Annotated in this window: 25 protein-coding genes, 1 pseudogene and 1 riboswitch; of the genes and pseudogenes, 16 read left to right on the forward strand and 10 right to left on the reverse strand. The window is 74.3% G+C overall.

Features of this window, described 5'->3' with window-relative positions; translation table 11 throughout:
- From ACH499_RS02510 to ACH499_RS02520, 3 genes are read right to left on the reverse strand one after another with little or no spacing between them, the layout of a single operon-like run.
- Complete coding sequence (locus ACH499_RS02510) at nt 1-1,080, reverse strand: prenyltransferase/squalene oxidase repeat-containing protein (RefSeq protein ID WP_356197173.1); 1,080 nt, start codon at nt 1,078-1,080, stop codon at nt 1-3.
- Nucleotides 1,077-1,811 (reverse strand): class I SAM-dependent methyltransferase, encoded by a 735-nt coding sequence (locus ACH499_RS02515; protein WP_356197170.1) that lies wholly within the window; start codon nt 1,809-1,811, stop codon nt 1,077-1,079. Before ACH499_RS02515 ends, ACH499_RS02510 begins: the two co-directional genes overlap by 4 nt.
- Nucleotides 1,805-3,202 carry a glycosyltransferase family 4 protein gene (locus ACH499_RS02520; protein WP_399013370.1) on the reverse strand — a complete coding sequence of 466 codons (1,398 nt, stop codon included), beginning with the start codon at nt 3,200-3,202 and terminating at the stop codon, nt 1,805-1,807. Before ACH499_RS02520 ends, ACH499_RS02515 begins: the two co-directional genes overlap by 7 nt.
- Nucleotides 3,203-3,380: 178 nt before the next feature.
- Here ACH499_RS02520 and ACH499_RS02525 point away from each other — a divergent pair, with 178 nt between their 5' ends.
- The gene (locus tag ACH499_RS02525) at nt 3,381-4,049 is read left to right on the forward strand and encodes a TetR family transcriptional regulator (protein WP_399013372.1); all 669 of its coding nucleotides are present in this window, start codon (nt 3,381-3,383) and stop codon (nt 4,047-4,049) included.
- A gap of 23 nt (nt 4,050-4,072) precedes the next feature.
- On the opposite strand, the gene ACH499_RS02530 is transcribed toward ACH499_RS02525, so the two are convergent.
- Nucleotides 4,073-4,744 carry a phosphotransferase gene (locus tag ACH499_RS02530; RefSeq protein ID WP_399013374.1) on the reverse strand — a complete coding sequence of 224 codons (672 nt, stop codon included), beginning with the start codon at nt 4,742-4,744 and terminating at the stop codon, nt 4,073-4,075.
- Nucleotides 4,745-4,912: 168 nt separating this feature from the next.
- Nucleotides 4,913-4,987: riboswitch (cobalamin riboswitch) on the forward strand.
- A gap of 127 nt (nt 4,988-5,114) precedes the next feature.
- Between ACH499_RS02530 and ACH499_RS02535 the strand changes: the two genes are divergently transcribed.
- The 7 genes and pseudogenes from ACH499_RS02535 to ACH499_RS02565 form a co-directional block, all read left to right on the forward strand.
- The gene (locus ACH499_RS02535; protein WP_356197163.1) at nt 5,115-6,359 is read left to right on the forward strand and encodes a prenyltransferase/squalene oxidase repeat-containing protein; all 1,245 of its coding nucleotides are present in this window, start codon (nt 5,115-5,117) and stop codon (nt 6,357-6,359) included.
- Nucleotides 6,356-7,015, forward strand: coding sequence for an SCO2322 family protein (locus tag ACH499_RS02540; protein WP_399013376.1), 660 nt, complete (start codon nt 6,356-6,358; stop codon nt 7,013-7,015). Before ACH499_RS02535 ends, ACH499_RS02540 begins: the two co-directional genes overlap by 4 nt.
- Before the next feature lie 97 nt (nt 7,016-7,112).
- A complete protein-coding gene (locus ACH499_RS02545) occupies nt 7,113-8,318 on the forward strand; it encodes an energy-coupling factor transporter transmembrane component T (protein ID WP_399013378.1) in 1,206 nt (401 codons plus the stop codon).
- Nucleotides 8,315-9,988 (forward strand): ABC transporter ATP-binding protein, encoded by a 1,674-nt coding sequence (locus ACH499_RS02550; protein WP_399013379.1) that lies wholly within the window; start codon nt 8,315-8,317, stop codon nt 9,986-9,988. The genes ACH499_RS02545 and ACH499_RS02550 overlap by 4 nt, the downstream gene beginning before the upstream one ends.
- Nucleotides 9,985-10,983, forward strand: coding sequence for an ECF transporter S component (locus tag ACH499_RS02555; RefSeq protein WP_399013381.1), 999 nt, complete (start codon nt 9,985-9,987; stop codon nt 10,981-10,983). Before ACH499_RS02550 ends, ACH499_RS02555 begins: the two co-directional genes overlap by 4 nt.
- A 297-nt stretch (nt 10,984-11,280) precedes the next feature.
- Nucleotides 11,281-11,694 carry a transglycosylase SLT domain-containing protein gene (locus ACH499_RS02560; RefSeq protein ID WP_399013383.1) on the forward strand — a complete coding sequence of 138 codons (414 nt, stop codon included), beginning with the start codon at nt 11,281-11,283 and terminating at the stop codon, nt 11,692-11,694.
- A 235-nt stretch (nt 11,695-11,929) separates the two neighbouring features.
- A pseudogene (locus ACH499_RS02565) lies at nt 11,930-12,291 on the forward strand (FtsX-like permease family protein); the annotation flags it as partial.
- Here ACH499_RS02565 and ACH499_RS02570 read toward each other — a convergent pair.
- Nucleotides 12,248-13,297 carry a GlxA family transcriptional regulator gene (locus ACH499_RS02570; RefSeq protein ID WP_399013385.1) on the reverse strand — a complete coding sequence of 350 codons (1,050 nt, stop codon included), beginning with the start codon at nt 13,295-13,297 and terminating at the stop codon, nt 12,248-12,250. The pseudogene ACH499_RS02565 and the gene ACH499_RS02570 overlap by 44 nt on opposite strands.
- A gap of 118 nt (nt 13,298-13,415) precedes the next feature.
- Here ACH499_RS02570 and ACH499_RS02575 point away from each other — a divergent pair, with 118 nt between their 5' ends.
- Nucleotides 13,416-14,006, forward strand: coding sequence for a cysteine hydrolase family protein (locus ACH499_RS02575; protein WP_356197150.1), 591 nt, complete (start codon nt 13,416-13,418; stop codon nt 14,004-14,006).
- 7 nt (nt 14,007-14,013) lie between these two features.
- Here the strand turns inward: ACH499_RS02575 and ACH499_RS02580 are convergent, their stop codons facing one another.
- On the reverse strand, nt 14,014-14,454 hold the full coding sequence (locus ACH499_RS02580; protein ID WP_399013387.1) for an ATP-binding protein: 441 nt from the start codon (nt 14,452-14,454) through the stop codon (nt 14,014-14,016).
- A 92-nt stretch (nt 14,455-14,546) separates the two neighbouring features.
- On the opposite strand from ACH499_RS02580, the gene ACH499_RS02585 reads away from it, so the two are divergent.
- From ACH499_RS02585 to ACH499_RS02595, 3 genes are all read left to right on the forward strand, one after another.
- Complete coding sequence (locus ACH499_RS02585) at nt 14,547-15,395, forward strand: helix-turn-helix domain-containing protein (protein ID WP_399013390.1); 849 nt, start codon at nt 14,547-14,549, stop codon at nt 15,393-15,395.
- Complete coding sequence (locus ACH499_RS02590) at nt 15,370-15,630, forward strand: DUF397 domain-containing protein (RefSeq protein WP_399013391.1); 261 nt, start codon at nt 15,370-15,372, stop codon at nt 15,628-15,630. Before ACH499_RS02585 ends, ACH499_RS02590 begins: the two co-directional genes overlap by 26 nt.
- 99 nt (nt 15,631-15,729) lie before the next feature.
- Nucleotides 15,730-17,364 carry a hypothetical protein gene (locus ACH499_RS02595; protein ID WP_399013394.1) on the forward strand — a complete coding sequence of 545 codons (1,635 nt, stop codon included), beginning with the start codon at nt 15,730-15,732 and terminating at the stop codon, nt 17,362-17,364.
- Here ACH499_RS02595 and ACH499_RS02600 read toward each other — a convergent pair.
- Entirely contained in the window at nt 17,318-19,411 is a 2,094-nt protein-coding gene (locus tag ACH499_RS02600) for a bifunctional glycosyltransferase 87/phosphatase PAP2 family protein (RefSeq protein ID WP_399013396.1), read from the reverse strand. The two genes, ACH499_RS02595 and ACH499_RS02600, sit on opposite strands and share 47 nt — an antisense overlap.
- Nucleotides 19,412-19,883: 472 nt before the next feature.
- Here ACH499_RS02600 and proP point away from each other — a divergent pair, with 472 nt between their 5' ends.
- Nucleotides 19,884-21,272: a glycine betaine/L-proline transporter ProP gene (proP, locus tag ACH499_RS02605; protein WP_399013398.1), complete on the forward strand. Its 1,389-nt coding sequence runs from the start codon at nt 19,884-19,886 to the stop codon at nt 21,270-21,272.
- A gap of 139 nt (nt 21,273-21,411) precedes the next feature.
- Nucleotides 21,412-22,083 carry an O-methyltransferase gene (locus tag ACH499_RS02610; protein ID WP_356197139.1) on the forward strand — a complete coding sequence of 224 codons (672 nt, stop codon included), beginning with the start codon at nt 21,412-21,414 and terminating at the stop codon, nt 22,081-22,083.
- Here the strand turns inward: ACH499_RS02610 and ACH499_RS02615 are convergent.
- Nucleotides 22,080-22,472: an FHA domain-containing protein gene (locus ACH499_RS02615; RefSeq protein ID WP_356197137.1), complete on the reverse strand. Its 393-nt coding sequence runs from the start codon at nt 22,470-22,472 to the stop codon at nt 22,080-22,082. The genes ACH499_RS02610 and ACH499_RS02615 overlap by 4 nt on opposite strands.
- Nucleotides 22,473-22,564: 92 nt before the next feature.
- Here ACH499_RS02615 and ACH499_RS02620 point away from each other — a divergent pair, with 92 nt between their 5' ends.
- Nucleotides 22,565-22,972, forward strand: coding sequence for a DUF1992 domain-containing protein (locus tag ACH499_RS02620; protein ID WP_356197135.1), 408 nt, complete (start codon nt 22,565-22,567; stop codon nt 22,970-22,972).
- Between the two features lie 25 nt (nt 22,973-22,997).
- Here the strand turns inward: ACH499_RS02620 and ACH499_RS02625 are convergent, their stop codons facing one another.
- Together ACH499_RS02625 and ACH499_RS02630 are read right to left on the reverse strand one after the other, a co-directional pair.
- Nucleotides 22,998-23,636: a hypothetical protein gene (locus tag ACH499_RS02625; RefSeq protein ID WP_399013401.1), complete on the reverse strand. Its 639-nt coding sequence runs from the start codon at nt 23,634-23,636 to the stop codon at nt 22,998-23,000.
- Between the two features lie 5 nt (nt 23,637-23,641).
- The gene (locus ACH499_RS02630; protein ID WP_399013403.1) at nt 23,642-24,316 is read right to left on the reverse strand and encodes a hypothetical protein; all 675 of its coding nucleotides are present in this window, start codon (nt 24,314-24,316) and stop codon (nt 23,642-23,644) included.
- A 162-nt stretch (nt 24,317-24,478) separates the two neighbouring features.
- On the opposite strand from ACH499_RS02630, the gene ACH499_RS02635 reads away from it, so the two are divergent.
- Nucleotides 24,479-24,979 carry a GNAT family N-acetyltransferase gene (locus ACH499_RS02635; RefSeq protein ID WP_399013404.1) on the forward strand — a complete coding sequence of 167 codons (501 nt, stop codon included), beginning with the start codon at nt 24,479-24,481 and terminating at the stop codon, nt 24,977-24,979.
- Nucleotides 24,980-24,994: the final 15 nt, after the last annotated feature.

Genomic DNA, 24,994 nt, shown 5'->3' on the forward strand with positions numbered 1-24,994 from the left:
TCAGACGCAGCAGTCCGGGTCGAGGCCCCGGGGCAGCCGGTCGCCGGAGAAGACCTGGCAGGTGGCCTCGTGGCCGCCGAGCGCGGCGACGGCGAGCAGCAGCGAACCGGCGGTCCAGGTGGTCAGTTCGCGCGGCCAGATCGCGTCGTCGTCGAAGACGTACCCCGTCCAGTACAGGCCGCTGCCGGGGTCCCGCAGGTGCTGCACGGACTGGAGGATCTCCAGCGCGCGGTCGGACTCGCCCACCGCCCACAGCGCGAGGGCGAGTTCGGCCGATTCGCCGCCGGTCACCCACGGGTTGGGGACGACGCAGCGCACGCCGAGGCCGGGGACGACGAAGCGGTCCCAGCTCTCCTCGATGCGGGAGCGGGCCTCGGTGCCGGTCAGCGCGCCGCCCAGCACCGGGTAGTACCAGTCCATCGAGTAGCGGCCCTTGTCGAGGAACCGCTCGGGGTGGCGCCGGATGGCGTGCCGCAGCGCGCCCACCGCCAACTCCCAGTCGGGCTGCGGCTCTTCGCGCTGCTCGGCGATGGCGAGGGCACAGCGCAGCGCGTGGTGCACGGAGGAGCTGCCGGTCAGCAGCGCGTCCTCGGTGCCGGTGCCGTCGTCCTCGCGCCGCCAGCCGATCTGCCCGCCGGGCTGCTGGAGGAGCAGGACGAACTCGATCGCGGCGACGACGACCGGCCACATCCGGTCCAGGAACGTGTCGTCGCCGGTGGCGAGGTAGTGGTGCCAGACGCCGACACAGACGTAGGCGACGAAGTTGGTCTCGCGGCCGCGGTCGGTGACGTCGGCGAAGTCGCCGTCGGCGTAGGCGGCGTACCAGGAGCCGTCCCGGTTCTGGTGCCGGGCCAGCCAGGTGTACGCCCGCTCGGCGGCGTCGTGCTCGCCGGCCGCGTCCAGGGCCATGGCGGCCTCGACGTGGTCCCAGGGGTCGAGGTGGTGGCCGCGGAACCAGGGGATGGCACCGTCCTCGCGCTGGACGGCGAGGATGCCGCGGACGGTGGCGGCGGCCTCGTCGGCGGTGAGGACGCCGGGCAGGACCAGGTGCTCGGTGCGGGGGGAACGGGAGGCGGTCACGCGGCGTCCACGGGCGGCAGGTGCGGCTTGGTCGCGTAGGCCACGAAGCTCTTGCCGATCAGCGGGTTGAGCGCCTGCTCGGCCACCCTGGTCGCCAGGGGCTTCTTCATGATGTCCCAGACCAGCAGCTTGTGGTATGCCCGCACGGGCAGCGCCTTGTCGTTGTCGACGCCGAAGGCGCACTTCAGCCACCAGTACGGGGAGTGCAGGGCGTGGGCGTGGTGGGTGCCGTAGGGCTTCAGGCCCGCCTCGCGGATGCGGGCGAGGAGTTCGTCGGCCTTGTAGATGCGGATGTGACCGCCCTCGACCTCGTGGTAGGCGTCGGACAGCGTCCAGCAGACCTTCTCGGGGCCGTAGCGGGGCACGGTGACGGCGATGCGGCCGCCGGGCTTGAGGACGCGGGTCATCTCGGCGAGGACGCCCTTGTCGTCGGGGATGTGCTCCATCACCTCGGAGATGATGACGACGTCGAAGGACTCGTCCGGGAAGGGCAGGGCCAGCGCGTCGCCCTCCATGGCGGTGGCGGTGGCGCCGGCGGGTGCCTCACCGGCCTCCTTCATCGCGGCGAACCACTTGGCGACCTCGCGGATCTCCTCGCCGTTGCGGTCCAGCGCGACGACCCGGGCGCCGCGCCGGTAGCACTCGAAGGCGTGCCGGCCCGCGCCGCAGCCGAGGTCCAGGACGCGGTCGCCCGGGGCGAGCGGGAACCGGGAGAAGTCGACGGTCAGCACGTGGCCCTGCTTTCGGGGTAGACGCGGGTGTCACTGGTCGGGGTCGGGGTCGGTGCCGCGGCCGGCGCGGGGGCCGCGGGGCGGGCCGCGGAGCGGGCGACGGCCTCGCGGTAGCGGGCGGCGGTGCCCTCGGCGGCGCGCGCCCAGGTGAAGTGGGCGAGGACGCGCTCGCGTCCGGCCGCGCCGAGGCGGGCCCGCAGCTCCGGGTCGCCGAGCAGCCGGGTCAGCCCGGCGGCCAGCGCGCCCGCGTCGCCGGGCGGCACGGCGAGGCAGGTCTCCCCGTCACGGCCCGCGACCTCCGGTACGGCACCGCCGGTGGTGGCGAGCAGTGCCGTGCCGGTCGCCATGGCCTCGGCGGCGGGCAGCGAGAAGCCCTCGTACAGGGACGGCACGCAGGCGATCTGCGCCGAGCGGACCAGGTCGACCAGTTCGGCGTCCGAGATGCCCTTGACGAACTCGACGGCGCCTTCGAGGCCGTACCGCTCGATCGCCTGGGCGACGGGCCCCTCGGCGGGCCGCTTGCCGACGACGACGAGGTGGGCGTCGGGCTGCTCGGTGCGCACCTTGGCGAGGGCCTCGACGAGGAAGACCAGGCCCTTGAGCGGCACGTCCGCGCTGGAGGTGGTCACGATCCGGCCGGGCACCTGCGGCACCGAGGGGTCGGGGGAGAACAGGTCGGTGTCGGCGCCGATGTGGACGACGTGGACGCGGTCGCCGCGCACGCCGAGGTGGTCGACGATCTCCTGGCGGGAGGTGCCGGAGACGGTGAGCACGCTGGGCAGGCGGCGCGCGACGCGCTTCTGCATCCGGGTGAACGCGTACCAGCGGCGCACCGAGTAGCGGCGCGCCCGGCTTTCGGCGGCGTCCAGCTCCAACTGCCGGTCCACGGTGATGGGGTGGTGGATGGTGGTGACCAGGGGCGCGCCGACGTCGCCGAGGAGGCCGTACCCGAGGGTCTGGTTGTCGTGGACGACGTCGAACTCGCCGCGGCGGGCGCGCAGATGGCGGCGGGCGCGCAGCGAGAAGGTCAGCGGTTCGGGGAAGCCGCCGGTCCACATGGTGGCGACTTCCAGGGCGTCGATCCAGTCGCGGTACTCGTCGCGCTTCGGGGTGCGGAAGGGGTCCGGCTGGCGGTAGAGGTCGAGGCTGGGCAGCTCGGTGAGGGAGAGCCGGTCCTCCAGGCCCTCGTCCAGTACGGGGTAGGGCTGGGCGCCGATGACCTCGACGCGGTGGCCGAGGCGGGCCAGTTCGCGTGAGAGGTGGCGGACGTAGACGCCCTGGCCGCCGCAGAACGGGTTTCCCTTGTAGGTGAGGAGTGCGATGCGGAGCGGTCGCAAGCCGTCGGCGGCGGGTTCCTGACGGGGACCCGCCTGACTGGCCTCAGCGGTCACTCTGGGCCCCTCTCTCCCTGCTTTGTCCCGCGAGACTACGCCGGGACGATAATCTAGAACAAGTTTCAGACTTGATCGTCAGGCTCCGAATCTACCGGCAGGTAGGGACGCTGTGACGAGTGGATCAGGTGATTCACGCCACGACGGGACACCCGCCGGGCAGGGCGAGAGGGAGAGGGTGACCAGGACGGACAAGCCGGGTGCGGGACCGCAGGCCGGGCCCGTGCGCCGCCCCGCCTCCGCCCCGCCCCTGACGGAACGCCAGGAGGCCCGCAGGCGCCGCATCCTCCAGGCGAGCGCGCGGCTGGCCGGCCGGGGCGGGTTCGACGCGGTGCAGATGCGGGAGGTCGCGGAGTCCTCGCAGGTGGCGCTCGGCACGCTGTACCGCTACTTCCCGTCCAAGGTGCATCTGCTCGTGGCGACGATGCAGGACCAGTTGGAGAGCCTGCACGCGACGCTCCGCAAGCAGCCGCCGACGGGCGAGAGCCCGGCGGAGCGGGTGGCACAGACCCTGATGCGCGCCTTCCGCGCCCTCCAGCGCGAGCCCCAGCTCGCCGAGGCGATGGCCCGCGCCCTCACCTTCGCCGACCGCAGCGTCTCCCCGGAGGTCGACCAGGTCTCCCGCCAGACCACGGCGATCATCCTGGAGGCGATGGGCGGCCCGGACGATCCGACCCCTCGGCAGCTCTCCGCGGTCCGCGTCATCGAGCACACCTGGCACTCCGCCCTGATCACCTGGCTGTCGGGCCGCGCCTCGATCGCCCAGGTGAAGGGCGACATCGACACGGCGTGCCGCCTGCTGGAACCGGCGGGGGCGCAGGACGGCGACACCGCGCCGGACCGGTGAACGGGGCCCGCGGCCGGGCCCGTTCAGGCCAGGTGGGTCCGGATCAGGGCCTCGGCGGCGGGCAGGACCTCCCGTTCCCGCTCGCTCATGGTGGGGTTGGCCGCGCGCCGCCGCCGCGCCTCGGCGAGGCCGTCCTGGGTGAGGTCCGACGGGTCGGCCAGCAGCGCGGCCAGCATGTCCCCGGCGGGGACGGCCATCGGCCCGTCGTCGGCGGCGACCTGGGCGAGGATCACCGCGGACATGCCCCAGTCCAGCCCGGGTTCGCCCTCCTCGGCGTTGGACCAGTCGATGACCCGGGGACCGCCGGGCGCGAGGATCACGTTGTCCGGGTGCAGGTCGAGGTGCAGCACGCGCGCGCCCGGGGCGGTGGAGCGGTGGGCGGGGACCTCGTGCAGCCGCCGCAGCAGCCCGGCGAGGACGGTGCCCGCCTCCCTGGGCGCCAGGGTGCCCGCCAGGCAGGCCCGCAGCATCGTCGGCCCGGACAGCCGCTCCATCACCAGGTCGGTGCGGGGCGCCCCCGGCCCGCCGGGCCGCACCCGGGGTGCCGGGTAGCCGTGGGCGCGCACGTGCTCCATCACCGCGCCCTCGGCGGCGGCGTCCCCGACGCCCTCCCGGTCGCGGCGCAGCACCCACGCCTCGTCGATCTCGTACACGTCGGCGGTGCGTCCCGCACCGAGCAGCTTCCCCGGGGCCATGCCGGGACGGTACTCCAGCGTGTCCGTGTCCTGACAAAGAATCCGCCGCACCGGCCCTCGTACCGCCCCCGGCCGGCCTCCGCACCGCCCGCGACCGCCCGGCGACCGCCCCTCGGCCCGTCTCCTACGGCCCGGTAAAGTGGCCGCGTCGTCATCACACCCGTACGGGGGGAAGCCGGTGCAATTCCGGCGCTGACCCGCAACCGTGAGCCGTCCCGTCGTGGGCGGTGAGCCGGAATGCCCCGGGCGGACGTGACCGGCTCACGTGCCCGGCGCCCGCCGTGCACGGGCACCGTCGAGGCATACGGGGCCGAGCCGCCGGGGGTGCCCCCTGCTGCCCGGCCCGCACAGGGAAAGGCACCCACCGATCATGAACGTCCGCAGTCGCAGCGCCGCGGCCCTGGCCGCCATAGCCGTGCTCGGCGCCGCCGCCGCGCCCGCGGTCGCCGCCGGCCCGTCGCCCTCCGCCTCCGCCGCCCTGCCCGCCGGGCTGTACGGCACCACCGACCCCCAGTACGACGGTGTCTGGCGCCAGTCGCTCGCCCTGCTCGCGCAGCACACGGTGGGTGTGGTCCCGTCCACCGCGGCCGTGGACTGGCTCACCGGGCAGCAGTGCGCCGACGGCGCCTTCGCGCCCTACCGGGCCGACACCGCCAAGCCCTGCGACGCCAAGACCATGGTCGACACCAACAGCACGGCCGCCGCCGTGCAGGCGCTGTCGGCCCTCGGCGGACGCGGTGACGTCGTCGAGGACGCCCTGGCCTGGCTGAAGTCCGTGCAGAACAAGGACGGTGGCTGGGGCTACACCCCCGGCAGCCCCAGCGACGCCAACTCCACCTCCGTCGTCATCGGCGCCCTGACCGCCACCGGCACGGAGCCGGAGCAGGTCACGAAGGACGGCAAGTCGCCCTACGACGCCCTGCTGACGTTCGCCCTGCCCTGCGGCGAGGGCGAGGGCGGCGGCGCCTTCGCCTACCAGCCCGGCAAGGACGGCAAGCTCGCCGCCAACGACGACGCGACCGCGGCCGGTGTCCTCGGCGCGCTCGGCAAGGGCCTGGTCGCCGGGCCCGGCAAGGCGGCGGGCGGCGGAGCCACCTGCGCCGGCGCGGACAAGCCCACCCGCGAGCAGGCCGCCGCGAACGGTGCCGCCCATCTCGCGCGGGCCGTCGCCGAGGACGGCCACCTGACGTCCGTCCTCGCCGGCGCCGACCCGCAGCCCGACTACGGCAACACCGCCGACGCCGTCGTGGCGCTCGCGGCGCAGGGCGGGGCCGAGAGCGCCGCGAAGCCGCTGGCCTGGCTGGAGAAGAACGCCGCCGCCTGGGCGAAGCAGAGCGGGCCCGCCGCCTACGCCCAGCTCGTCCTCGCCGCGCACGCCACGGGCACCGACCCCCGCGCCTTCGGCGGCACCGACCTGGTGGAGCAGCTCAACGCCACGGGACCGGCCCCGAAGGGCGCCCGGGTGAGCGACCGGGCCGAGAAGGACGGGAAGAAGGCGCAGGAGAAGAAGGACGACTCCGGCTTCGGCGTCTGGTGGTTCGTCGGCGTCTGCCTGGTCTTCGGCATCGGCATCGGCTTCCTGCTCAGCGGACGCAACCGGAAGCGGCAGCCGTGACACGCCGCCTCGCCCCTCTGCTGCTGGCCGCGCTCGTGCTGATCGCGGGCGCGGGCCCGGCGCAGGCCGCCGGCTACCGCTACTGGTCCTTCTGGGACCGCGACGGCGACCACTGGACGTACGCCACCCAGGGCCCCTCCATGGCCCGCCCCTCCGACGGCGACGTCCAGGGCTTCCGCTTCTCGGTGAGCGAGGACTCGGGCGACGCGGCCCGGCCGCGCGGCACGGCGGAGTTCGCGGCGATCTGCGCGGGGACGCCCGCGAAGGAGGGCACCAAGCGGGTGGCGCTCGTCCTGGACTTCGGCACGGCGGCCGACGCCCCGTCCGGCGAGGCCCCGCCGGCCGGCCGCACGGCCTGCGCCCGCGTCTCCCCCGACGCGACGACGGCCGACGCCCTGGCAGCCGTGGCGAAGCCGCTCCGCTACGACACCAGCGCGCTGCTGTGCGCCATCGCGGGCTACCCGAAGACGGGCTGCGGAGAGCAGGTGGCGCCGCGGGACGAGGGGGCCGGCGCGTCCTCCCCGCAGCGGAAGTCCGCCGCGGGGAAGGACGACGGCGGCCCGTCGGCCGGCCTCGTCACGGGCGTGGCGATCGTCGCGGCCCTGGCGGCGGCGGCAGCCTGGCAGTCGAGGCGGCGCAGAAATGCCAACCCCTGACCCGACCCGGCCCACCCGGCCCGCCCGGCCTGCGGGCAGTCGTGCCGCCGGGGCGGCACGGGTGGACGCTGGGGGCACCCACTCCGGGGGAGGCGCCTTGCCCGCGCCGGCGAGCGTCCCCTCCCCGGGCCGCCACCAGCGCACGGCCACCCGTCGAGCGGCGCCCGTCGCCCCCTCCCCCCGCCATCGCGCCGCACAGCTCCACCCCGGCGCCTGGTGGCTGTGGGCGCTGGCCCTCGGCACCGCCGCCACCCGCACCACCAACCCCCTCCTCCTCGCCCTCCTCGTCGCCGTCTCCGCGTACGTCGTCACCACCCGCCGCCCCCACGCCTCCTGGTCCCGCTCCTACGGCGCCTTCGTCAAACTGGCCCTCGCGGTCCTGGCGATCCGCCTGCTGTTCACCACCCTCCTCGGCTCCCCCGTCCCCGGCACCCACACCCTCGTCACCCTCCCCGAAGTCCCCCTCCCCGGCTGGGCGCAGGGCATCCGCCTGGGCGGCCGGGTCACCGCCGAGGGCCTCACCTTCGCGCTGTACGACGCGATGAAACTGGCCGCCCTCCTCATCTGCGTCGGCGCCGCGAACGCCCTCGCCAACCCCTCCCGCCTCCTCAAGTCCCTCCCCGGCGCCCTGTACGAGACGGGCGTCGCCGTGGTCGTCGCCCTCACCTTCGCCCCGAACCTCATCGCCGACGTCCAGCGCCTGCGCGCCGCCCGGCGCCTGAGGGGCCGCCCCGACAAGGGCGTACGGGGCATGCTCCAGGTCGGACTCCCGGTCCTGGAGGGAGCACTGGAGCGCTCGGTCGCCCTGGCCGCCGCGATGGACGCCCGCGGCTACGGCCGTACCGCCCAGGTCCCCGCCCCCGTACGCCGTACCACCGCCGCCCTCACCCTGGGCGGGCTGCTCGGCGTCTGCGCGGGGACGTACGGCGTACTGACCGCCGCGGGCGGCACGTACGGAGTCCCCGTCCTGCTCGCCGGACTCGCCGCCGCGCTCGCCGGGTTGTGGCTGGGCGGCCGCCGGACCCCGCGCACCCGTTACCGCCCCGACCGCTGGGACGCCCGCGCCTGGCTGGTCACCGCCTCCGGCGTCGCGGTCGCGGCGCTGACGGCCCTGGCCGCGGCGCGCGACCCGGCGGCACTGCATCCGGGCGTGGTCCCGCTGGTCGCGCCCTCGCTCCCGCTCTGGCCGGCGGCGGCCGTACTCCTCGGCCTGCTGCCCGCCTTCGTCACCCCGGCCCCCGATCCGGGCCCCGCCCGCACCCGCGAACCCGCCCTGGACCCCGCCCCGAAGGAGCCGTCGTGATCCGCTTCGAGGACGTATCGGTCACCTACGACAAAGCGGCCGGACCCACCGTCCGGGGCGTCGACCTCGAGGTCCCCGAGGGTGAACTCGTGCTGCTCGCGGGCCCGTCGGGCGTCGGCAAGTCGACCGTGCTCGGCGCGGTAGGCGGCCTCGTCCCGCACTTCACCGGCGGCACCCTGAGCGGCCGGGTCACCGTGGCCGGCCGCGACACCCGCACCCACAAGCCGCGCGAACTCGCCGACGTCGTCGGCACGGTCGGGCAGGATCCCCTGTCCCACTTCGTGACGGACACCGTCGAGGAGGAACTCGCCTACGGCATGGAGTCGCTGGGCCTGGCTCCGGACGTGATGCGCCGCCGCGTCGAGGAGACCCTCGATCTGCTGGGCCTGTCCGACCTGCGCGCCCGCACCCTCGCCACGCTCTCCGGCGGCCAGCGCCAGCGGGTCGCCATCGGCTCGGTCCTCACCCCGCACCCCCGGGTGCTGGTCCTGGACGAGCCGACCTCCGCCCTGGACCCCGCCGCCGCGGAAGAGGTCCTGGCGGTGCTTCAGCGCCTGGTCCACGACCTGGGCACGACGGTCCTGATGGCCGAGCACCGTCTGGAGCGCGTCATCCAGTACGCCGACCAGGTCGTCCTGCTCCCGGCCCCGGGCGAGGCGCCGGTCATCGGCCACCCGGCGGAGGTGATGGCCGTGTCCCCGGTGTTCCCGCCGGTGGTGGACCTGGGCCGGCTGGCGGGCTGGTCCCCGCTGCCGCTGACGGTCCGGGACGCCCGCCGCCGCGCGGCCCCGCTGCGGGAGCGGCTGGCGGACCGGCGGCCCCCTCGGCGCGTCCCCTCGGGTGCCGCGCTCCCGGCGCCCCGGCCCGCGCCCGCCTCGCGCCTGCGCCGCCGCCGCAGGGCCACGGACGCGCCCTCCCCGTACGCCGCCGAGGTCCGTTCCCTCGCCATCCGGCGCGGCAGGGTCGAGGCGCTGCGCGACGTCGGTCTGACCGTCTCCCCGGGTGAGACGGTCGCCCTGATGGGCCGCAACGGCGCCGGGAAGTCCACGCTGCTGTCGGCGCTGGTCGGTCTCGTCGAACCGTCCGCCGGTTCGGTCCGCGTCGGCGACGCCGTGCCGCACCGCACGGCCCCGCGCGAGCTGGTGCGCCGCGTCGGCCTGGTCCCGCAGGAGCCGCGCGACCTGCTGTACGCCGACACGGTGGCCGCCGAGTACCGGGCGGCGGACCGGGACGCGGACGCGGCCGACGGGACCTGCCGCGCCCTGCTGACGGAGCTGCTGCCCGGTGTCACCGACGACACGCACCCGCGCGACCTGTCGGAGGGGCAGCGGCTGACGCTCGCCCTGGCGGTCGTGCTGACGGCCCGCCCGCCGCTGCTGCTCCTGGACGAGCCGACCCGCGGCCTGGACTACGCGGCGAAGGCCCGCCTGGCGGGCATCCTGCGCGACCTGTCCGCCGACGGCCACGCGATCGTGCTGGCCACGCACGACGTGGAGCTGGCCGCCGAGCTGGCCGACCGGGTCGTCCTGCTCGCCGAGGGCGAGGTGATCGCCGACGGTCCGGCGGCGGACGTGGTGGTGGCCTCCCCGTCGTTCGCGCCGCAGGTCTCGAAGGTCCTGGCGCCGCAGAAGTGGCTCACGGTGGCCCAGGTACGGGAGGCACTGTCATGACCGCCGTGAACCCGGCCACCGGGCGGCCCGAGGCCCCGGGCGCCCGGCAACCCGGCGCCGGACCCACGACCCCCGGCACCGGCCGGCCCCCCACCGGCCCCACGACCCCCGACACCCGGAAGTCCGCCGTCACGGCGCCCGGAACCCCGCACCCCACCGCCCCCGCCGCCCGCGCCCCCCAGCGCCAGGCCCGTGCCGTACGGCTCGGCCCCCGCTCGGTCGCCGCGCTGGTGCTGGTCAGCGCGGTGGGGGTGGCCGGCTTCGGCTGGCCCTTCCTCGCCCCGCCGGACGCCTCGGTGAACGCCCACGCGCAGGACGCGCCGTGGCTGTTCGCGGGCGTGCTGGTGCTGATGGTCGCCGTGGTCGCGGCGACCATCTCGGAGTCGGGGCTCGGCCCCAAGGCCGTGGCGATGCTCGGCGTCCTGGCGGCGGCGGGCGCCGCGCTGCGCCCCATCGGCGCGGGGACGGCCGGTCTGGAGCCGATGTTCTTCCTGATGGTGCTCAGCGGCCGGGTCCTCGGGCCCGGCTTCGGCTTCGTCCTCGGCTCGGTCACGATGTTCGCGTCCGCGCTGCTCACGGGCGGGGTGGGACCGTGGATGCCGTTCCAGATGCTGTCGATGGGCTGGTTCACGATGGGCGCGGGCCTGCTGCCGTTCCCCGACCGGCTGCGCGGGCGCGGGGAGCTGCTGCTGCTCGCCGCGTACGGGTTCCTGGCCGCGTTCGCCTACGGCACGGTGATGAACCTCGCGGGCTGGACCTTCATGAACACGCTCGCCTCGAACATCGCCTTCGACCCGCACGCGTCGGTCCCCGACAACCTGGCCCGCTTCGCCGCCTACTGCCTGGCCACGTCCCTCGGCTGGGACTCGGGCCGGGCCGCGATGACGGTCGTGCTCACCCTCGCGCTCGGCGCACCGGTGCTGAAGGCGCTGCGCCGCGCCACCCGCAGGGCGGCCTTCGAGACGCCGGTCACGTTCGACACGCCGCCGAGGTGAAGCACCCCACAGGCCGTTGGTCCTCCCCTAGGCGCGGTAGTAGCCACCGGGCGCCGGGGTGCCCGCCACGCCACCCCCTCTGACCTGGGCTTTGCGACCCAGGTCACACACGTGACCTTCTCCTCGGATGCGACCACCACTAGTAAAAGGGGTGATTGCGGACGCCGTCGCCGCCTGTTTCTCTGGAGCGGTCGCCAGGCGCCGGCGCCCTCACGGGCCACGGCGCCGACGCATGCCGCCGCCGCGCCACGCGGCCGGCTCGCGCCGACGCCTCTGTCCCCGAAGAAAGGCACCCCGTTGACCGCCGCCTCCCTCCTCCGCACCGTCGCCACCCCGAAGAAGGCCCTCGCGGGCGCCGCGCTGGCCGCGGCCGCCTGCGGCTCGCTGATCGCCGCCGGCCCCGCCCAGGCCGCGACGCCGGCCTCCTCGGCGCAGGCGACCGCGCAGAAGATGATCGGCGATTCGGCCGAGTACCAGTGCTTCTCGAGGATCGTCGACCACGAGAGCGGCTGGAACGTCAACGCCACCAACGCCTCCAGCGGCGCCTACGGCCTGGTCCAGGCCCTGCCCGGCTCCAAGATGGCCTCCGCGGGCTCCGACTGGAAGACCAACCCGGCCACCCAGATCAAGTGGGGCCTGGACTACATGAAGGACCGCTACGGCAGCGCCTGCGACGCCTGGAGCTTCTGGCAGTCCAACGGCTGGTACTGACCCCCGGCCCCCACGGTCCGAAGGCGGCGGCCCCCCGATCCCCGGGGCCGCCGCCTTCGCTTTTCCACACCCCCGGCCTGGGGTTGTCCCCACCCCGCATCCGCCAGCAGCCGCCATGGTCCGGGGCGGGCCCGGCTCCGTAGGTTCGAGGCCTCGGCGAGGAACGGACCGGGAGAGGACGGACATGAGGCTGCGCGGCGGTAGGCGGCGGACGGCGGAGGAGCGGGCGGGGGCAGCCAACTACATGATGGCCGCGGTGCTGGGCGGTTTCGCCGCCGTCGCCGCCGTCAACACCCTGGTGATGACGGTCCTCGACCGCCGCCGCGAGCTGGGCATGCTGCGCCTCGTCGGCGCGCCACCGCGCGCCAGGGGAAGGGCATGCTGCGCTGGGAGGGCCTGCTGGTGGGGGTGGCCGGCGTCGTCCTGGGCTCGGCGATCGCCGCGGCCACGCTGATCCCGATGATGCGGGGTCTGACCGGCGAGGCCCCGCACGTGCCGCCGCTCGTCTACGGCTCGTTCGCCGCGGCGACCGTCGGTCTCGTCCTGCTCGCCGTCACCCTCCCGGCACGAGGGGTGCTCCGCGTCCGGAGGGGCTGACGGGGGCCGTGTCCGGCGCCGCCGCGGTCCTGAACCGGCGCCGGTACTCGGTCGGGGTCGTGTCGAGCCTGCGACGGAAGGCCCGGACCAGGGTGTCGACGGTGCCGAACCCGCAGGCCGAGGCGATGCGTTCGAGCGTGGCGTCGCTGGATTCGAGCCGGTGCCGGGCCACTTCGACCCGGGCCGACTCGACGTAGGCGTGCGGGGTCGTGCCGAGTTCCGTCTTGAAGATCCGGGTGAGCTGCCGGTCGCTGACGTGGAGGCGGGCGGCCAGGTCGGCGACGGTGAGCGGCTCGGCGATGTGGCGCAGGATGTGGTGGCGCAGCTCCTCCACCCGCCGGGTGGTGGAGACCTGCTCCAGGGGGACGCTGAACTGGCTCTGCCCGCCCGGCCGTTTCAGGTACATCACGAGCTGGCGGGCGACGCGCAGGGCCACCGCCTCGCCGAGGTCGTCGGCGACGAGGGCGAGGGAGAGGTCGAGGCAGGAGCTGATGCCCGCGCCGGTCCACACGTCGCCCTCGCGGATGAAGATCGGGTCGGCGTCGACCTCGACCTCCGGATGGTCGTCGGCGAGCTGCCGCGCGGTCGACCAGTGGGTGGTGGCCCGCTTGCCGTCGAGGAGCCCGGCGGCCGCCAGCACGTGCGCGCCGACACAGACGGACGCCACCCGCCGGGCCTGGGCAGCGAGTTGCCCCACCCGCTCCACCACGGCGGCGTCGACGATCGCGTGCACCCGGCGCCGGTCGTCCACCTCGACCGCGCCGGGCACGATCAGGGTGTCGACGCGCCGCCCGGACAGCCCGGCGAAGGTGACGTCGGGCAGGACGCGGACGCCGGCGGCGGTGGTGACCGGGTCCACGGTCTCGGCGGCCAGCAGGACCTCGTAGCCCGCCGCCTCCTCCGTCTCGCGCCGGGCGAGGGAGAAGACCTCCGGCGGCCCGGTGACGTCCAGCAGGTCGACGCCCTCGAAGAGGACGATGACGATCAGTCGTCGCACGGTGTTCACGATCCCCCCTGGCGGCATGTCGGTAAATGCAGGTTAGACGACATTGCCGACATCACCGCACGCGCCTAGCGTCGGAGGCACAGGACACCGACCCCTTCACGACACCAGGGAGTTCCCCATGCCCAGCACCACGCTGCGCCGGCTCAACGGACTGGACGACACCCCCGCGAAGCTCGCCGCCTCCACCCTGGTCCTCGTGGACTACCAGAACACCTACACGACGGGCGTGATGGAGCTGGACGGCTGGCGGGACGCGCTCGACGCCGCCGCCCGGCTGCTGGCCCGGGCCCGCGAGGAGGGCGCCAAGGTCATCCACGTCGTCCACGACGGCGGCGAGGGCACGCCCTACGACATCGGGGCGGAGATCGGGCAGATCCACCCGAGCGTCGCGCCGGTCGACGGCGAGCCCGTCGTCACCAAGAAGGCGCCGGACTCCTTCCACGGCACGGAGCTGGGCCGCCTCGTCGACGAGGCGGGCAACACCGACCTCGTCGTCGTCGGCTTCATGACGCACATGTGCGTCGCCTTCACCGCGCAGGGCGCCTTCCTGCGCGGCAACCGGCCCACGGTCGTCGCCGACGCCTGCGCCACCCGCACCCTGGCCGCCCCGGACGCCGAGGTGGAGTCGCGGCAGCTCCACCGCGGCGCCCTCGCCACGATCTCCGACCTGTACGGCGTCGTCGTCGCCTCGCAGGACTCCCTGGGCTGAGACGGGGTCAGCCCGGCGGGCGGGAGCGGTCGCCGCACTCGAACCACACCGTCTTCCCGCCGCCGGGCCCCGGCCCGACCCCCCATGTGTCGGCCACCGCCTCCAGCAGCACCAGCCCCCGTCCGCCCTCGGCGTCGTCCGACACCTCACCGGCCAGGCGCGGGAGTCGGGGGCTGTCGTCCCGCACCTCCACCCGCACCCCGCCGCGGTCCGCCTGCCGCAGCAGCAGCATCGTGCAGCGGCGGCCGGGGACATGGCGTACGACGTTGGCGAGCAGCTCCGTCACGCCCAGCTCCACCGCGTCGGTCAGCGCGGCGAGGTCCCACTCGGCCAGGTGGGAGCGGACGATGCGCCGAACGTGCCCGGCCGAGTGCGCCCCGGCGGTGAAGCACATCCTGTACTGGTCCGGGCGGCACCCCATGAGCGTGGGGGGAAAGTAATCGTTCACGGCACGAGGGTGACGCGGGACGACTACCGTGGGCTACCGAACGAATACAACCGGTCCCCCGGTGGACCGAGTTGCGCGAGAGGGGCCCGTGCGTGACCCACGTCAACATCCTCGACCCCGGTGCCTCGCCGCTCGACTACTACGGTTTCGAGCTGCGCCGGTACCGGGAGGCCGCCGGCCTGACACAGCGGCAGCTCGGGGAGATCGTCAACTACACCGGCTCGCTGGTCGGCCAGATCGAGACGGCCCGCAAGCTGCCGACACCGGAGTTCAGCGAACGGGTGGACGCGGCGCTGGGCACGGGCGGGCTGCTGTCCAGGCTGGTCACCCTGGTGATGCGCAGCCAGCTACCTGCCTGGTTCCAACAGGTGGCCGAGTTGGAGGTCCGGGCGGTCGAGATCTGCACCTTCCAGACGCACATGGTGCATGGCCTGCTCCAGACCGACGCCTACGTCCGAGGCGTTCTCGGCGCGTTGGACAAGAGCGACCTCGACGACCGCACCGCGGTACGGCTCGCCCGGCAGCGCATCTTCGAGAAGGAGGAGCCGCCGGTCTTCTGGGCGATCCTCAGCGAGGCCGCCCTGCTTCAGGGGATCGGCGACGGGGAGGCCATGCGCGGGCAACTGGCCCACCTGTTGTCGTTCGAGAGTGATCCCCGCATCAACATCCAGGTGCTGCCGTTCTCGGCGGGCGCGCACGCGGGACTGCAAGGCTCATTCAACCTCTATCGCTTCGCAAGCGACCCGTCCATCGTCTACACGGAGGGGTACGGCACCGGTCATCCGACGGCCAACCCGGACACCGTCAGGGATTGTTCGCTCCGTTACGATCACCTCCGGGCCGCCGCGCTCCCCCTGAAGGACTCGGCGGAGCTGATCCGCCGGGTGATGGAGGAACGCTATGGGGAACAAGGCGATGCCGACGAGGGTCCAGTGGCGTAAGTCCAGCTACAGCGGCGACCAGGGCGGCGACTGCGTCGAGTGCACGCCACTCGGCCCGCTCACGTGGCGCAAGTCGTCGTACAGCGGCGACCAGGGCGGGAACTGCGTCGAGGTCGCGGAACTGCCCGCCGCCGTCGCCGTGCGGGACTCCAAGGACCCGGCGGGCCCCGTCCTCACCCTCTCCCCCGCCGCGTTCAGCGGTTTCCTCAACTGGGCCTCCGCCACGGCCGGCTGACCCGGACCCGGGTCGGGTCAACGCTTCCGTTCGATTTATCGTCTTCGCACGTGTGTCCACGCCGGGCACCCCCGACGAAGCCGAACGGAAGCCCCGACCGTGGTCCCTGCCGATCTCACCGTCACCCGGCCCGAACAGCGGGCGGACAGACGGCCGGACGGCGCCCTGCGCGCCTTCTGGCGCCGACATCGCGTCCCGCTCCTCGCCACGCTTCCCACCCTGCCCGCCTACGGACTGTGGTGGGTTTTCCTCGCCACCGGCGGCGGTGACCTCGCCGCGCAGGAGGCGTGGGCGGACTTCGCGTCCCGGCACGGCGGTTCGGCGTACGGACTGTTCTGGTACGGCGGCACGCACACCGCCAACTACAGCCTGATATCCCCGTACCTGATGGCCGCGCTCGGCGTGCGCACGGTCACCGTCGTCTCCGGGCTGGCCGCCTCCTGGCTGGCGGCCGTACTGATCGTGCGGACCGGCGTGCGCAGGCCGCTGGGGCCCGCCGTGCTCGCCTCGCTCGCCCTGTGGTGCAACGTCGCCTCGGGACGGACCACCTTCGCCCTCGGTGTCGCCTTCGGGCTGGCCGCCTGCGTGCCCCTGGTGCGCGAACGGCGGCTCGCCCTCGCCGCCGCCTACGCCGCGCTCGCCACCATGGCGTCACCCGTGGCCGGACTGTTCACGGCCGTCGTCGGGGCCGCGTTCCTGCTGGTGCGGGACTGGGGACGGGCGCTGGTCCTGCTCATACCCCCGGCCGCCGTCGTCGGGCTCACCACGCTGTTCTTCCCCTTCACCGGGGAGCAGCCGATGCCGGTGAACCGGATCTGGCCGCCCGCCCTGCTCGCCCTCGCCGTCGCCCTGCTCGCGCCGCGCACCTGGCGGACCGCCCGCTGGAGCGGAGCCGTCTACGCGGCGGGGACCGTGCTGACGTACCTCGTGGCCTCGCCCGTCGGCACGAACGTCGAGCGGCTGGCCGAACTGTTCGCGCCCGCCGTGCTGCTGGCCGCCCTGCTCACCGTGGACCGGGCACGGCGCGTCGCCCGCGGACTGCTCGTGGTGGCCCTCGTCTACTCCGTCGTCTGGGTCGGGCAGAAGACCGCCGACGACCTGAGGGTGTCCACCGTGGTGCCCGCCTGGGCCGCCGAGACCGACGGCGTCGTGCGGGCCCTCGATGGGCTCGGCGCCGACCGGACCCGTGTCGAGGTGGTGCCCGCCCGCAACCACCGCGAGGCCACCCTGCTCGCCCCGCACGTCAACCTCGCCCGCGGCTGGAACCGGCAGCTCGACGTGGAACGCGGCCGTCTGTTCTACGACGGCGGCTTCTCCGCGGACGCCTACCGGGCCTGGCTGGACCGGTGGGCGGTCGGCCTCGTCGTCCTGCCGCTCGGCCGGCCGGACGGCCCCGCCGAGGCCGAGGCGGCCCTCGTACGGGACCCGGACCTGCGGCCCGACTGGCTGGAACCCGTCTGGCAGGACGAGCACTGGAGGATCTACCGGGTGCGGGACGCCGTACCGCTCGTCTCCCCCGGCAGCGTCGTCAGGACCGGCGGCGCCGACCTGGTGCTGCGCGCCGAGCGGCCCGGACCGGTGACCGTGCGGGTCGCCTGGTCGCCCTGGCTGCGCACCGACGGCGGGTGCCTCACCCGCGACGGCGAGTTCACGCGGCTGACCGTCCCGGCGCCGGGCGAGTACCGGATCAGCTCGGCGTACGGTCCTTCTCCGGGGACGGGGAACCACTGCTGACCCCGTCGGAGCCGGCGCCCCGGAGGGCGGCCGGCGCGAGGGCCGTCACCGTCCGCGCCCGCGGCCCCTGGAACAGGTGGGTCAGCGCGAAGCCGCCGCCGACCACGGCCGCGCCGCCCACCGCGTCCAGCACCCAGTGGTTGCCGGTCGCCACGATCGCGGAGACGGTGAACAGCGGGTGCAGCAGGCCGAGCGCCTTCATCCACGCCCTCGGGGCGATGACCGCGATGACCAGCCCGCACCACAGCGACCAGCCGAAGTGCAGCGACGGCATCGCCGCGTACTGGTTGGTGAGGGCCGTCAGCGTGCCGTAGTCCGGCTTGGAGAAGTCCTGCACGCCGTGCACCGTGTCGATGATCCCGAGCGTCGGCATCAGCCGCGGCGGCGCCAGCGGGTACAGCCAGAAACCGACCAGGGCCAGCAGCGTGGCGAAGCCCAGGGAGGCGCGGGCCCAGCGGTAGTCCACCGGGCGGCGCCAGTAGAGCAGGCCGAGGACGGTCAGCGGGACCACGAAGTGGAACGACGTGTAGTAGAAGTCGAAGAAGTCCCGCAGCCAGCCGATCCTCACCACGGCGTGGTTGACCGTGTGCTCGATGTCGATGCGCAGGAACCGCTCGATGTCGAGGATCTGCCAGCCGTGCTCCTCGGCACGGGCCCGCCCCGCCGAGTTGCTGCCGCCGGTCGCCGCGAGCCGCACCTGCGAGTAGGCGGCGTAGGTGACCCGGATGAGCAGCAGCTCCAGCAGCAGGTTGGGCCGGGTGAGGACCCGGCGCAGGAAGGGCAGCAGCGGGACGTGCCGGAAGCGGGTGGGGACCGGGGGCGCGTAGGCGGTCGGGACCGGGGCGTCGAAGTGCGGCGACGTGCGCGACAGGAACGGCACGGCGACCGCGGCGGCCAGCGCGGCGAGCAGGATCACGTTGTCGCGCAGCGGGTGCAGGGCCGCCATGTTCGGCAGCATCATCTTCGCGGGCAGCGTCATCACCAGGACGACCGCGACCGGCCACACGTACCGGTCGGAGGCGCGCTTGCCGACCCGGCCGACGACCGCGAGCAGCACCCACAGGAGCTGGTGCTGCCAGGTGGCGGGCGACACGACGACCGCCGCGCAGCCGGTGACGGCGACGGCGAGCAGGAGCTGCCCGTCCCGGGCGTAGCGCACGGCGCGGCGCAGGGCGAGGACCGAGACGGCCGCGCCGAGGACCAGGAAGAGGGCGATCTCCAGGGGACCGGAGAGGCCGAACCGCAGCAGGGCGCCGTGCAGGGACTGGTTGGCGAGATCGTCGGCGGCCCCGCCGAGCCCCACGCCCGCCAGATGATGGACCCAGTAGGTGTACGAGTCCTGCGCCATCGCCACCCACGCGATGGCCGTACAGGCGGCGAACGCGCCCACCGTGGACAGGGCGGCCCGTCTGCGGTCGGTGAACCACAGCAGCGGCACGAACAGCAGCACCGTCGGCTGGAAGGCGGCGGCGACACCGATCAGGGCGCCGCCGATCCGCTCGCCGTGCTCACCGCGTACGGCGAAGCACCCCAGCAGGACGAGCAGCACCGGCAGGATGCTGGTCTGGCCGAGCCACAGCGCGTTGCGCACCGGCAGGGACAGCATCAGCAGGCTCACCGCGACCGGCGCGGCCAGCAGCGCGGTGCGGCGGCCCACCGGTTTCGGCAGGGCGCGGGCGGCGACCAGGCCGAGGGCCACGACCAGCAGCAGCGAGCCGAAGGTCCAGCCCCAGCCGAGGGCCTGCTCGGCGGCGCGTGTGAACGGTTTGAGGACCAGGCCGACGAAGGGCGTGCCCGTGAACCGCGTGGAGTCGTACAGCGACCCCTCCACGTGCAGCACCCCGTGCTCCCCGACCCAGGTCTCCAGGTCGGTCAGCCGTTCCCCGCGGGGGGTGCCGAGGACCGTGGCGAGCTGACGCGCGGCGAGGACGGCGGCGATCAGCCACAGTCCCAGCCGCGCCGCGTGCAGCCGCGCCCCGGTCGTCACCGCGCCGGCCGGGGCTCCGAAAGCCTCCGCCGGCCGCCCGCCGTGCTCCGCATTAGCCACGCCCCGTCGGCCTCCCGCCCCGCTCGTCCGCGCGCCCGTGTGCGCGGGTGATCTTCCTGCGAACCCTATGCGGCTCGCAGCGCCCCTGAGGGAGACGCGGGCAACCCCCGTTCCACCTGACTGCCGCCCGCCGTCGGCCGGCCGTTTGGCCCGCCTTTGTCCGCACGACCATAGTGCGGTCGCGTCCCGGTCGCCCGCCGCCACGTCCGGGGGCCCGCCGGCGGCCCGCGGGAAGCGAGAAGGGTCACAGGTCAAAGGCCCGAAGAGCGCTCCGTACCGACGAGACGTCCCTGCGTGCACGCCATATTGATGCACAGGGCAACAAGCAGCTTACCGGGCGTAAGCGGCACACCACCGCCTATGGTCGCTTTTCTGCCAGTGGCCCGATCGCCACCGGTGGCCGACCCGGCGACAGTGCCGCCGCGCGGGTCGCGGTGTCCCTGTCCCCGTCGAAAGGTAGGCGAGCGGAGCTTTGTCGGCTGCCACCGTCCTGTCCCATCCGTCCCTGGAGAAGCCCGGCCGCTCCGGCGCCGCGGCGTCCGGCGTCACCGCCACCGATCCCGCGCTCGTCAAGCGCGCCGTGAAGGCGGCCGCGCTCGGCAACGCCATGGAGTGGTTCGACTTCGGCGTCTACAGCTACATCGCGGTGACGCTCGGCAAGGTCTTCTTCCCGTCGGGCAACCCGACCGCCCAGCTCCTGTCGACCTTCGGCGCCTTCGCCGCGGCGTTCCTCGTCCGGCCGCTCGGCGGCATGGTCTTCGGCCCGCTCGGCGACCGGATCGGGCGGCAGAAGGTCCTCGCGCTGACGATGATCATGATGGCGGCGGGCACGTTCGCCATCGGGCTGATCCCGTCGTACGCGTCGATCGGCGTGTGGGCTCCGGTACTGCTGCTGGCGGCGCGCCTGGTGCAGGGCTTCTCCACGGGCGGTGAGTACGCGGGCGCGTCGACCTTCATCGCCGAGTACGCGCCGGACAAGAAGCGCGGGTTCCTGGGGAGCTGGCTGGAGTTCGGCACGCTGGCCGGGTACATCGGCGGCGCCGGACTGGTGACCCTGATGACGGCCCTGCTGTCCGACGGCGACCTGACCTCCTGGGGCTGGCGCATCCCGTTCCTGATCGCGGGCCCCATGGGCATCATCGGCCTGTACCTGCGGATGCGGCTGGAGGAGACCCCGGCGTTCGCCGCCGAGGTCGAGAAGGCGGAGGCCGAGCGGCCCCGGGTGCCGCTGCGCGAGATGATCGCCGGCCAGTGGAGGGCGCTGCTGCTCTGCGTCGGCCTGGTGCTGGTCTTCAACGTCACCGACTACATGCTCCTGTCGTACATGCCGAGCTACCTGACGAGCGAGCTGAAGTACGACGAGACGCACGGCCTGCTGGTCGTGCTGGGTGTGATGGCGCTGATGATGGTCGTGCAGCCGTTCGCGGGCGCGCTGACCGACCGGGTCGGACGCCGGCCGGTGATCGCGGCGGGCTGCGCGGGCTTCCTGCTGCTGTCCGTCCCCGCGCTGCTGCTGATCCGCGAGGGCAGCCTGCTCGCCGTCGCCCTGGGCATGGGCGCGCTGGGCCTGTTGCTGGTCTGCTTCACCGCGGCGATGCCGTCCGCGCTGCCGGCGCTGTTCCCGACGCGGGTGCGCTACGGCTCGCTGTCGATCGGCTTCAACATCTCCGTGTCCCTCTTCGGCGGCACGACGCCGCTGGTGGTGACGGCGCTGATCGGCGCGACGGGCAACATGATGATGCCCGCCTACTACATGATGGCCGCGGCCGTGATCGGCGGCGTGGCGGTGTGGTTCATGTCGGAGTCGGCCGGCCGCCCACTGCCGGGCTCGGCGCCGGCGGTGGAGCGCGCGGAGGCCTGAGCACGGGCGGGGCGTCCGCCACGGGGACACGCGAGCCGGGACTTTTGAAAAAGATCCCGGCTCGCCGCGTACCTGCGTCTATATTCGTTAGCGCGCCTACTTAGAAGCGCTAACTACAGACTCTGGAGGCACCCCCGGCATGAGTGACTCGCGGCTCTGGGACGACGTCGACGCCTACTTCACCGGCCATCTCGCCGCCGACGACGAAGCGCTGGAGGCGGCCCTGCGGGACAGTGACGCCGCCGGGCTGCCGAAGGTGAACGTCACCGCCACCCAGGGCAAGCTCCTCCACCTGCTCGCACAGGTCCAGGGCGCCCGCACGATCCTGGAGATCGGCACCCTCGGCGGCTACAGCACCATCTGGATGGCCCGCGCGCTGCCCGCCGACGGCCGCCTGGTCACCCTGGAGTACAACCCCCTGCACGCCGAGGTCGCCACCCGCAACATCGCCCGCGCCGGCCTGGACGCGCTCGTCGACGTGCGCGTGGGTCCGGCGCTGGAGTCGCTGCCCGAGCTGGCCGACGAGAACCCGGCCCCCTTCGACCTGGTCTTCATCGACGCCGACAAGGGCAACAACGCGCGATACCTGGAGTGGGCCCTCAGGCTCACCAGCACCGGCAGCCTGATCGTCCTCGACAACGTGGTCCGCGGCGGCAGCGTGGCCGACGCCGGCAGCACCGACGACTCCGTGCGCGGCACCCGCGCCGCCATCGAGCTGATCGGCAGCCATCCGCGGCTCAGCGGCACCGCGATCCAGACCGTCGGCGCCAAGGGCTACGACGGCTTCGCGCTGGCCCGGGTGCTCGCCTAGACCTCGTGGTAGAAGCCGACGTTGACGCTGCGCGGCTCGGTGCGGTCCTGGACGACGATCTCGCCGCTGCCTCCCCGGGGCAGCGGCACGGTGCCGCCGTAGGCCAGCTCCTGGGTGTGCGGGCCCACGGAGAGCCGGACCCGGGAGGACGGGTCGGGCTGTGACCCGCGCAGCCAGGTGAGCTGCCAGGTGCCGTCGGGGCCGCACCGGAACTCCAGGTGGACGCGGGAGACGAACAGCCAGTCGTCGGGCGTCACCAGCCGGCACACGGACCTGTCCCGGCCCACCCTCAGCACCGCGCCCGGCTCGCTGGGCGCGTCCGCCATCTGCATGCCGGCGGTGGCGCCCGCGTCCGCCGCGGTGACGGCGGCCATCGTGAGTTCGAGCACGTGCGCTCCTTCGAGACGTCCCGCGAGGGCAATGGCTTGATGCCGCCGCATGATAGATCGGCCGGTGGGGTGATGTCCGGCACAATGGGCTCATGACCGAGCGGAAGCCACCGGGTGTGGAGTTCGAGTCGTGGGTCGACAAGCAGATCCGGGACGCGGAAGCGCGCGGCGAGTTCGACCGGTTGCCGGGGGCGGGGAAGCCGCTCCCGGGCGACGTGGACAGCACGTACGACGAACAGTGGTGGATCAAGCGGAAGCTGGCCCGCGAGGGCGTCTCCGTGCTGCCGCCGACGCTGGCCCTGCGCAAGGAGGCGGAGGACGCGCTCGAGGCGGCGGCGAACGCCCCCTCGGAGCGGGCCGCCCGCAGGATCGTCGAGGAGATCAACGTCAGGATCCGCGACGTCATGTTCAAGCCGCCGCCCGGCCCCCCGCTGGGTCTGAAGCCCTACGACGTCGAAGAGGTCGTACGGCGGTGGCGGGAGCGCCGGGCGGAACGGTAGGGCACGCGGTGCGTCCGCGCGCCGGTCAGACGTGCATCAGGCGGTCGGCCAGCTCGCGGTAGTCGCGCAGGGCCAAGCGGAGCTGTTCGGTGTCGGTGCTGGTCGCGCGGGACTCCCCGCCGGTCTCCTGCCAGGAGGTGCGCAGGGTGCGGCGGCGGTGCGCCACCGCGTCCGCGAGACGGGCGGCGACCTCCTCCAGCACCCGGTCGGCCTCCTCGACGGAGGCGCGCGGCGCGTCCACGAACTCGGTCACCGCGTGCCGCAGCCGCTCCCCGAGCAGATCGCACTCGCCGGGCGGGAGGAGCCCGTCACCGTGTGCCGTGCCGGTGTCCGGCGTCGCGGGGCCGTGACCGGCGTGGGTGCCGGCGGCTGCGCCCGCTCGGACGCCGGTGCCGGTCGGGTCCGGGGCCACATCGACCCCGGTGCTGCCGACACCCTGGCCGGCGTGGGTGCCGTCACCGGGCCGACCGGGGGTCGCGCCCACTCCGGTGCCGGTCGGGTCGGTCCGCCGGCCGGGGACCGCATCGGGCCCGGTGCCGGCGACGCCCTGGCCGGCGTAGGTGCCGTCCTCGGGCAGGCCGGGCGGGACGCCGTCCGCGCGGGTGCCGGGGGTGTGCGGGGCTCGCTCGGCGGGGGCGCCGGGCTGCCGGGTCACGTCGGACATGTGCCTCAACTCTCCTTCGGGCGGTGCTTGCCGAACGACCAGGGCTGGTGGTGCTGCCGCGTGCGGATCGGGGCGGCCGCGTCGCCGTCCGCCCCGGCGCGGTGCCGTCCGCCGTCGTGACGGGACGGGCTCACCAGGTCCTCGAAGAGCGCACGCGCCTCGACCAGGGAGGCGCGCATCTCCTCCGTGCCCGCGCCGCTGTCCTGCGCCCCGTCCACCCGGGCGTGCGTCACCCGGTGCACACGCCGGTAGCCCTCCACGTGGTGGGCGTGGTGCACGGACAGCGCGGCGAGCTGCTCCTCGTACTGCCCGCCGTCCGGGAAGCCGCGCACCCCGGCCAGTTCGGCGATCAGCCGGTCCGCCTCTCCGACCGCCTCGCGCGGGGAGTCGACGAAGCGCTCCTGGACGGCCGCCCAGCGCGCCTCGAACCGCTCGCGCTCGGCCGGGTCCAGCGGCCTCGTGCGCAGCGACCCGTGCCGCTCCACGCGCTCGGCCAGCTCCCGTTCGGCGGCCTTGGTGTCGCCGTCGTGCCGGGCCACGGCCCGGTCGTACTCGGGCCCGAAGCGTCGCTTCAGGCTTCCGCCGTGCCGGGAGCCCCGCCCGCGCGAGGCCAGGACGGCCGCGGCGACGAGCACGGCCGCCACGATCACGATCAGAGCGATGATCACGCCTGTGGACATGGATGCCTTCCGGTTCTCGGCCCAACCGGCTCCTGCGAGCGGCCGGTTCGGAGTGCGGGTTGCCCCGGAAGGCCCGCTCAAACGGCGCACAAGGGGCGCCGACGGCGCATCGGTGGGAAAATACGCTCGCGCCGGGGGCGGGCCCGTCCCGACAATGCCGTCATGACCTGGACCGTCGCCCCGGAACCGTACGACTCCCCCGTCGCCGCCGCCCTGTGGCGGGCGTACTACACGGAGGTCAGCGACCGCTGGTACCTGCTGCGCGAGGGGCGGCCCACCGACCCGGCCGAGCTGGAGCGGGAGATCGCCGCGCAGTCCGGCGCCGACCTGGCGCCGCCCCGGGGCCGGCTGCTCGTGGCCCGGTACGCCGGTGAGCCGGTCGGCACGGCGGGCGTACGGCTGCTGGACGGCACGCGGGCCGAACTGACCCGGGTGTTCCTGCGGCCCGGGTCGCGCGGCCGGGGCGGTGCCGCGCTGCTCGTCGGGGCCGCCGAGGACGCGGCGCGGGACCTCGGGGCCACCCGGATCGTCCTGGACACGCGCGGCGACCTCGTGGAGGCCCGCGCCCTGTACACCCGCCTCGGCTACGCGGAGACCGAGCCGCACAACGACGACCCCTACGCCGAGCACTGGTTCTCGAAGCCGCTGGACCGGCCCGCCTGACGCAGGCGCCGCGCG

The organism is Streptomyces sp. NPDC018947 (genome assembly GCF_044390505.1).
GTDB lineage: Bacteria > Actinomycetota > Actinomycetes > Streptomycetales > Streptomycetaceae > Streptomyces.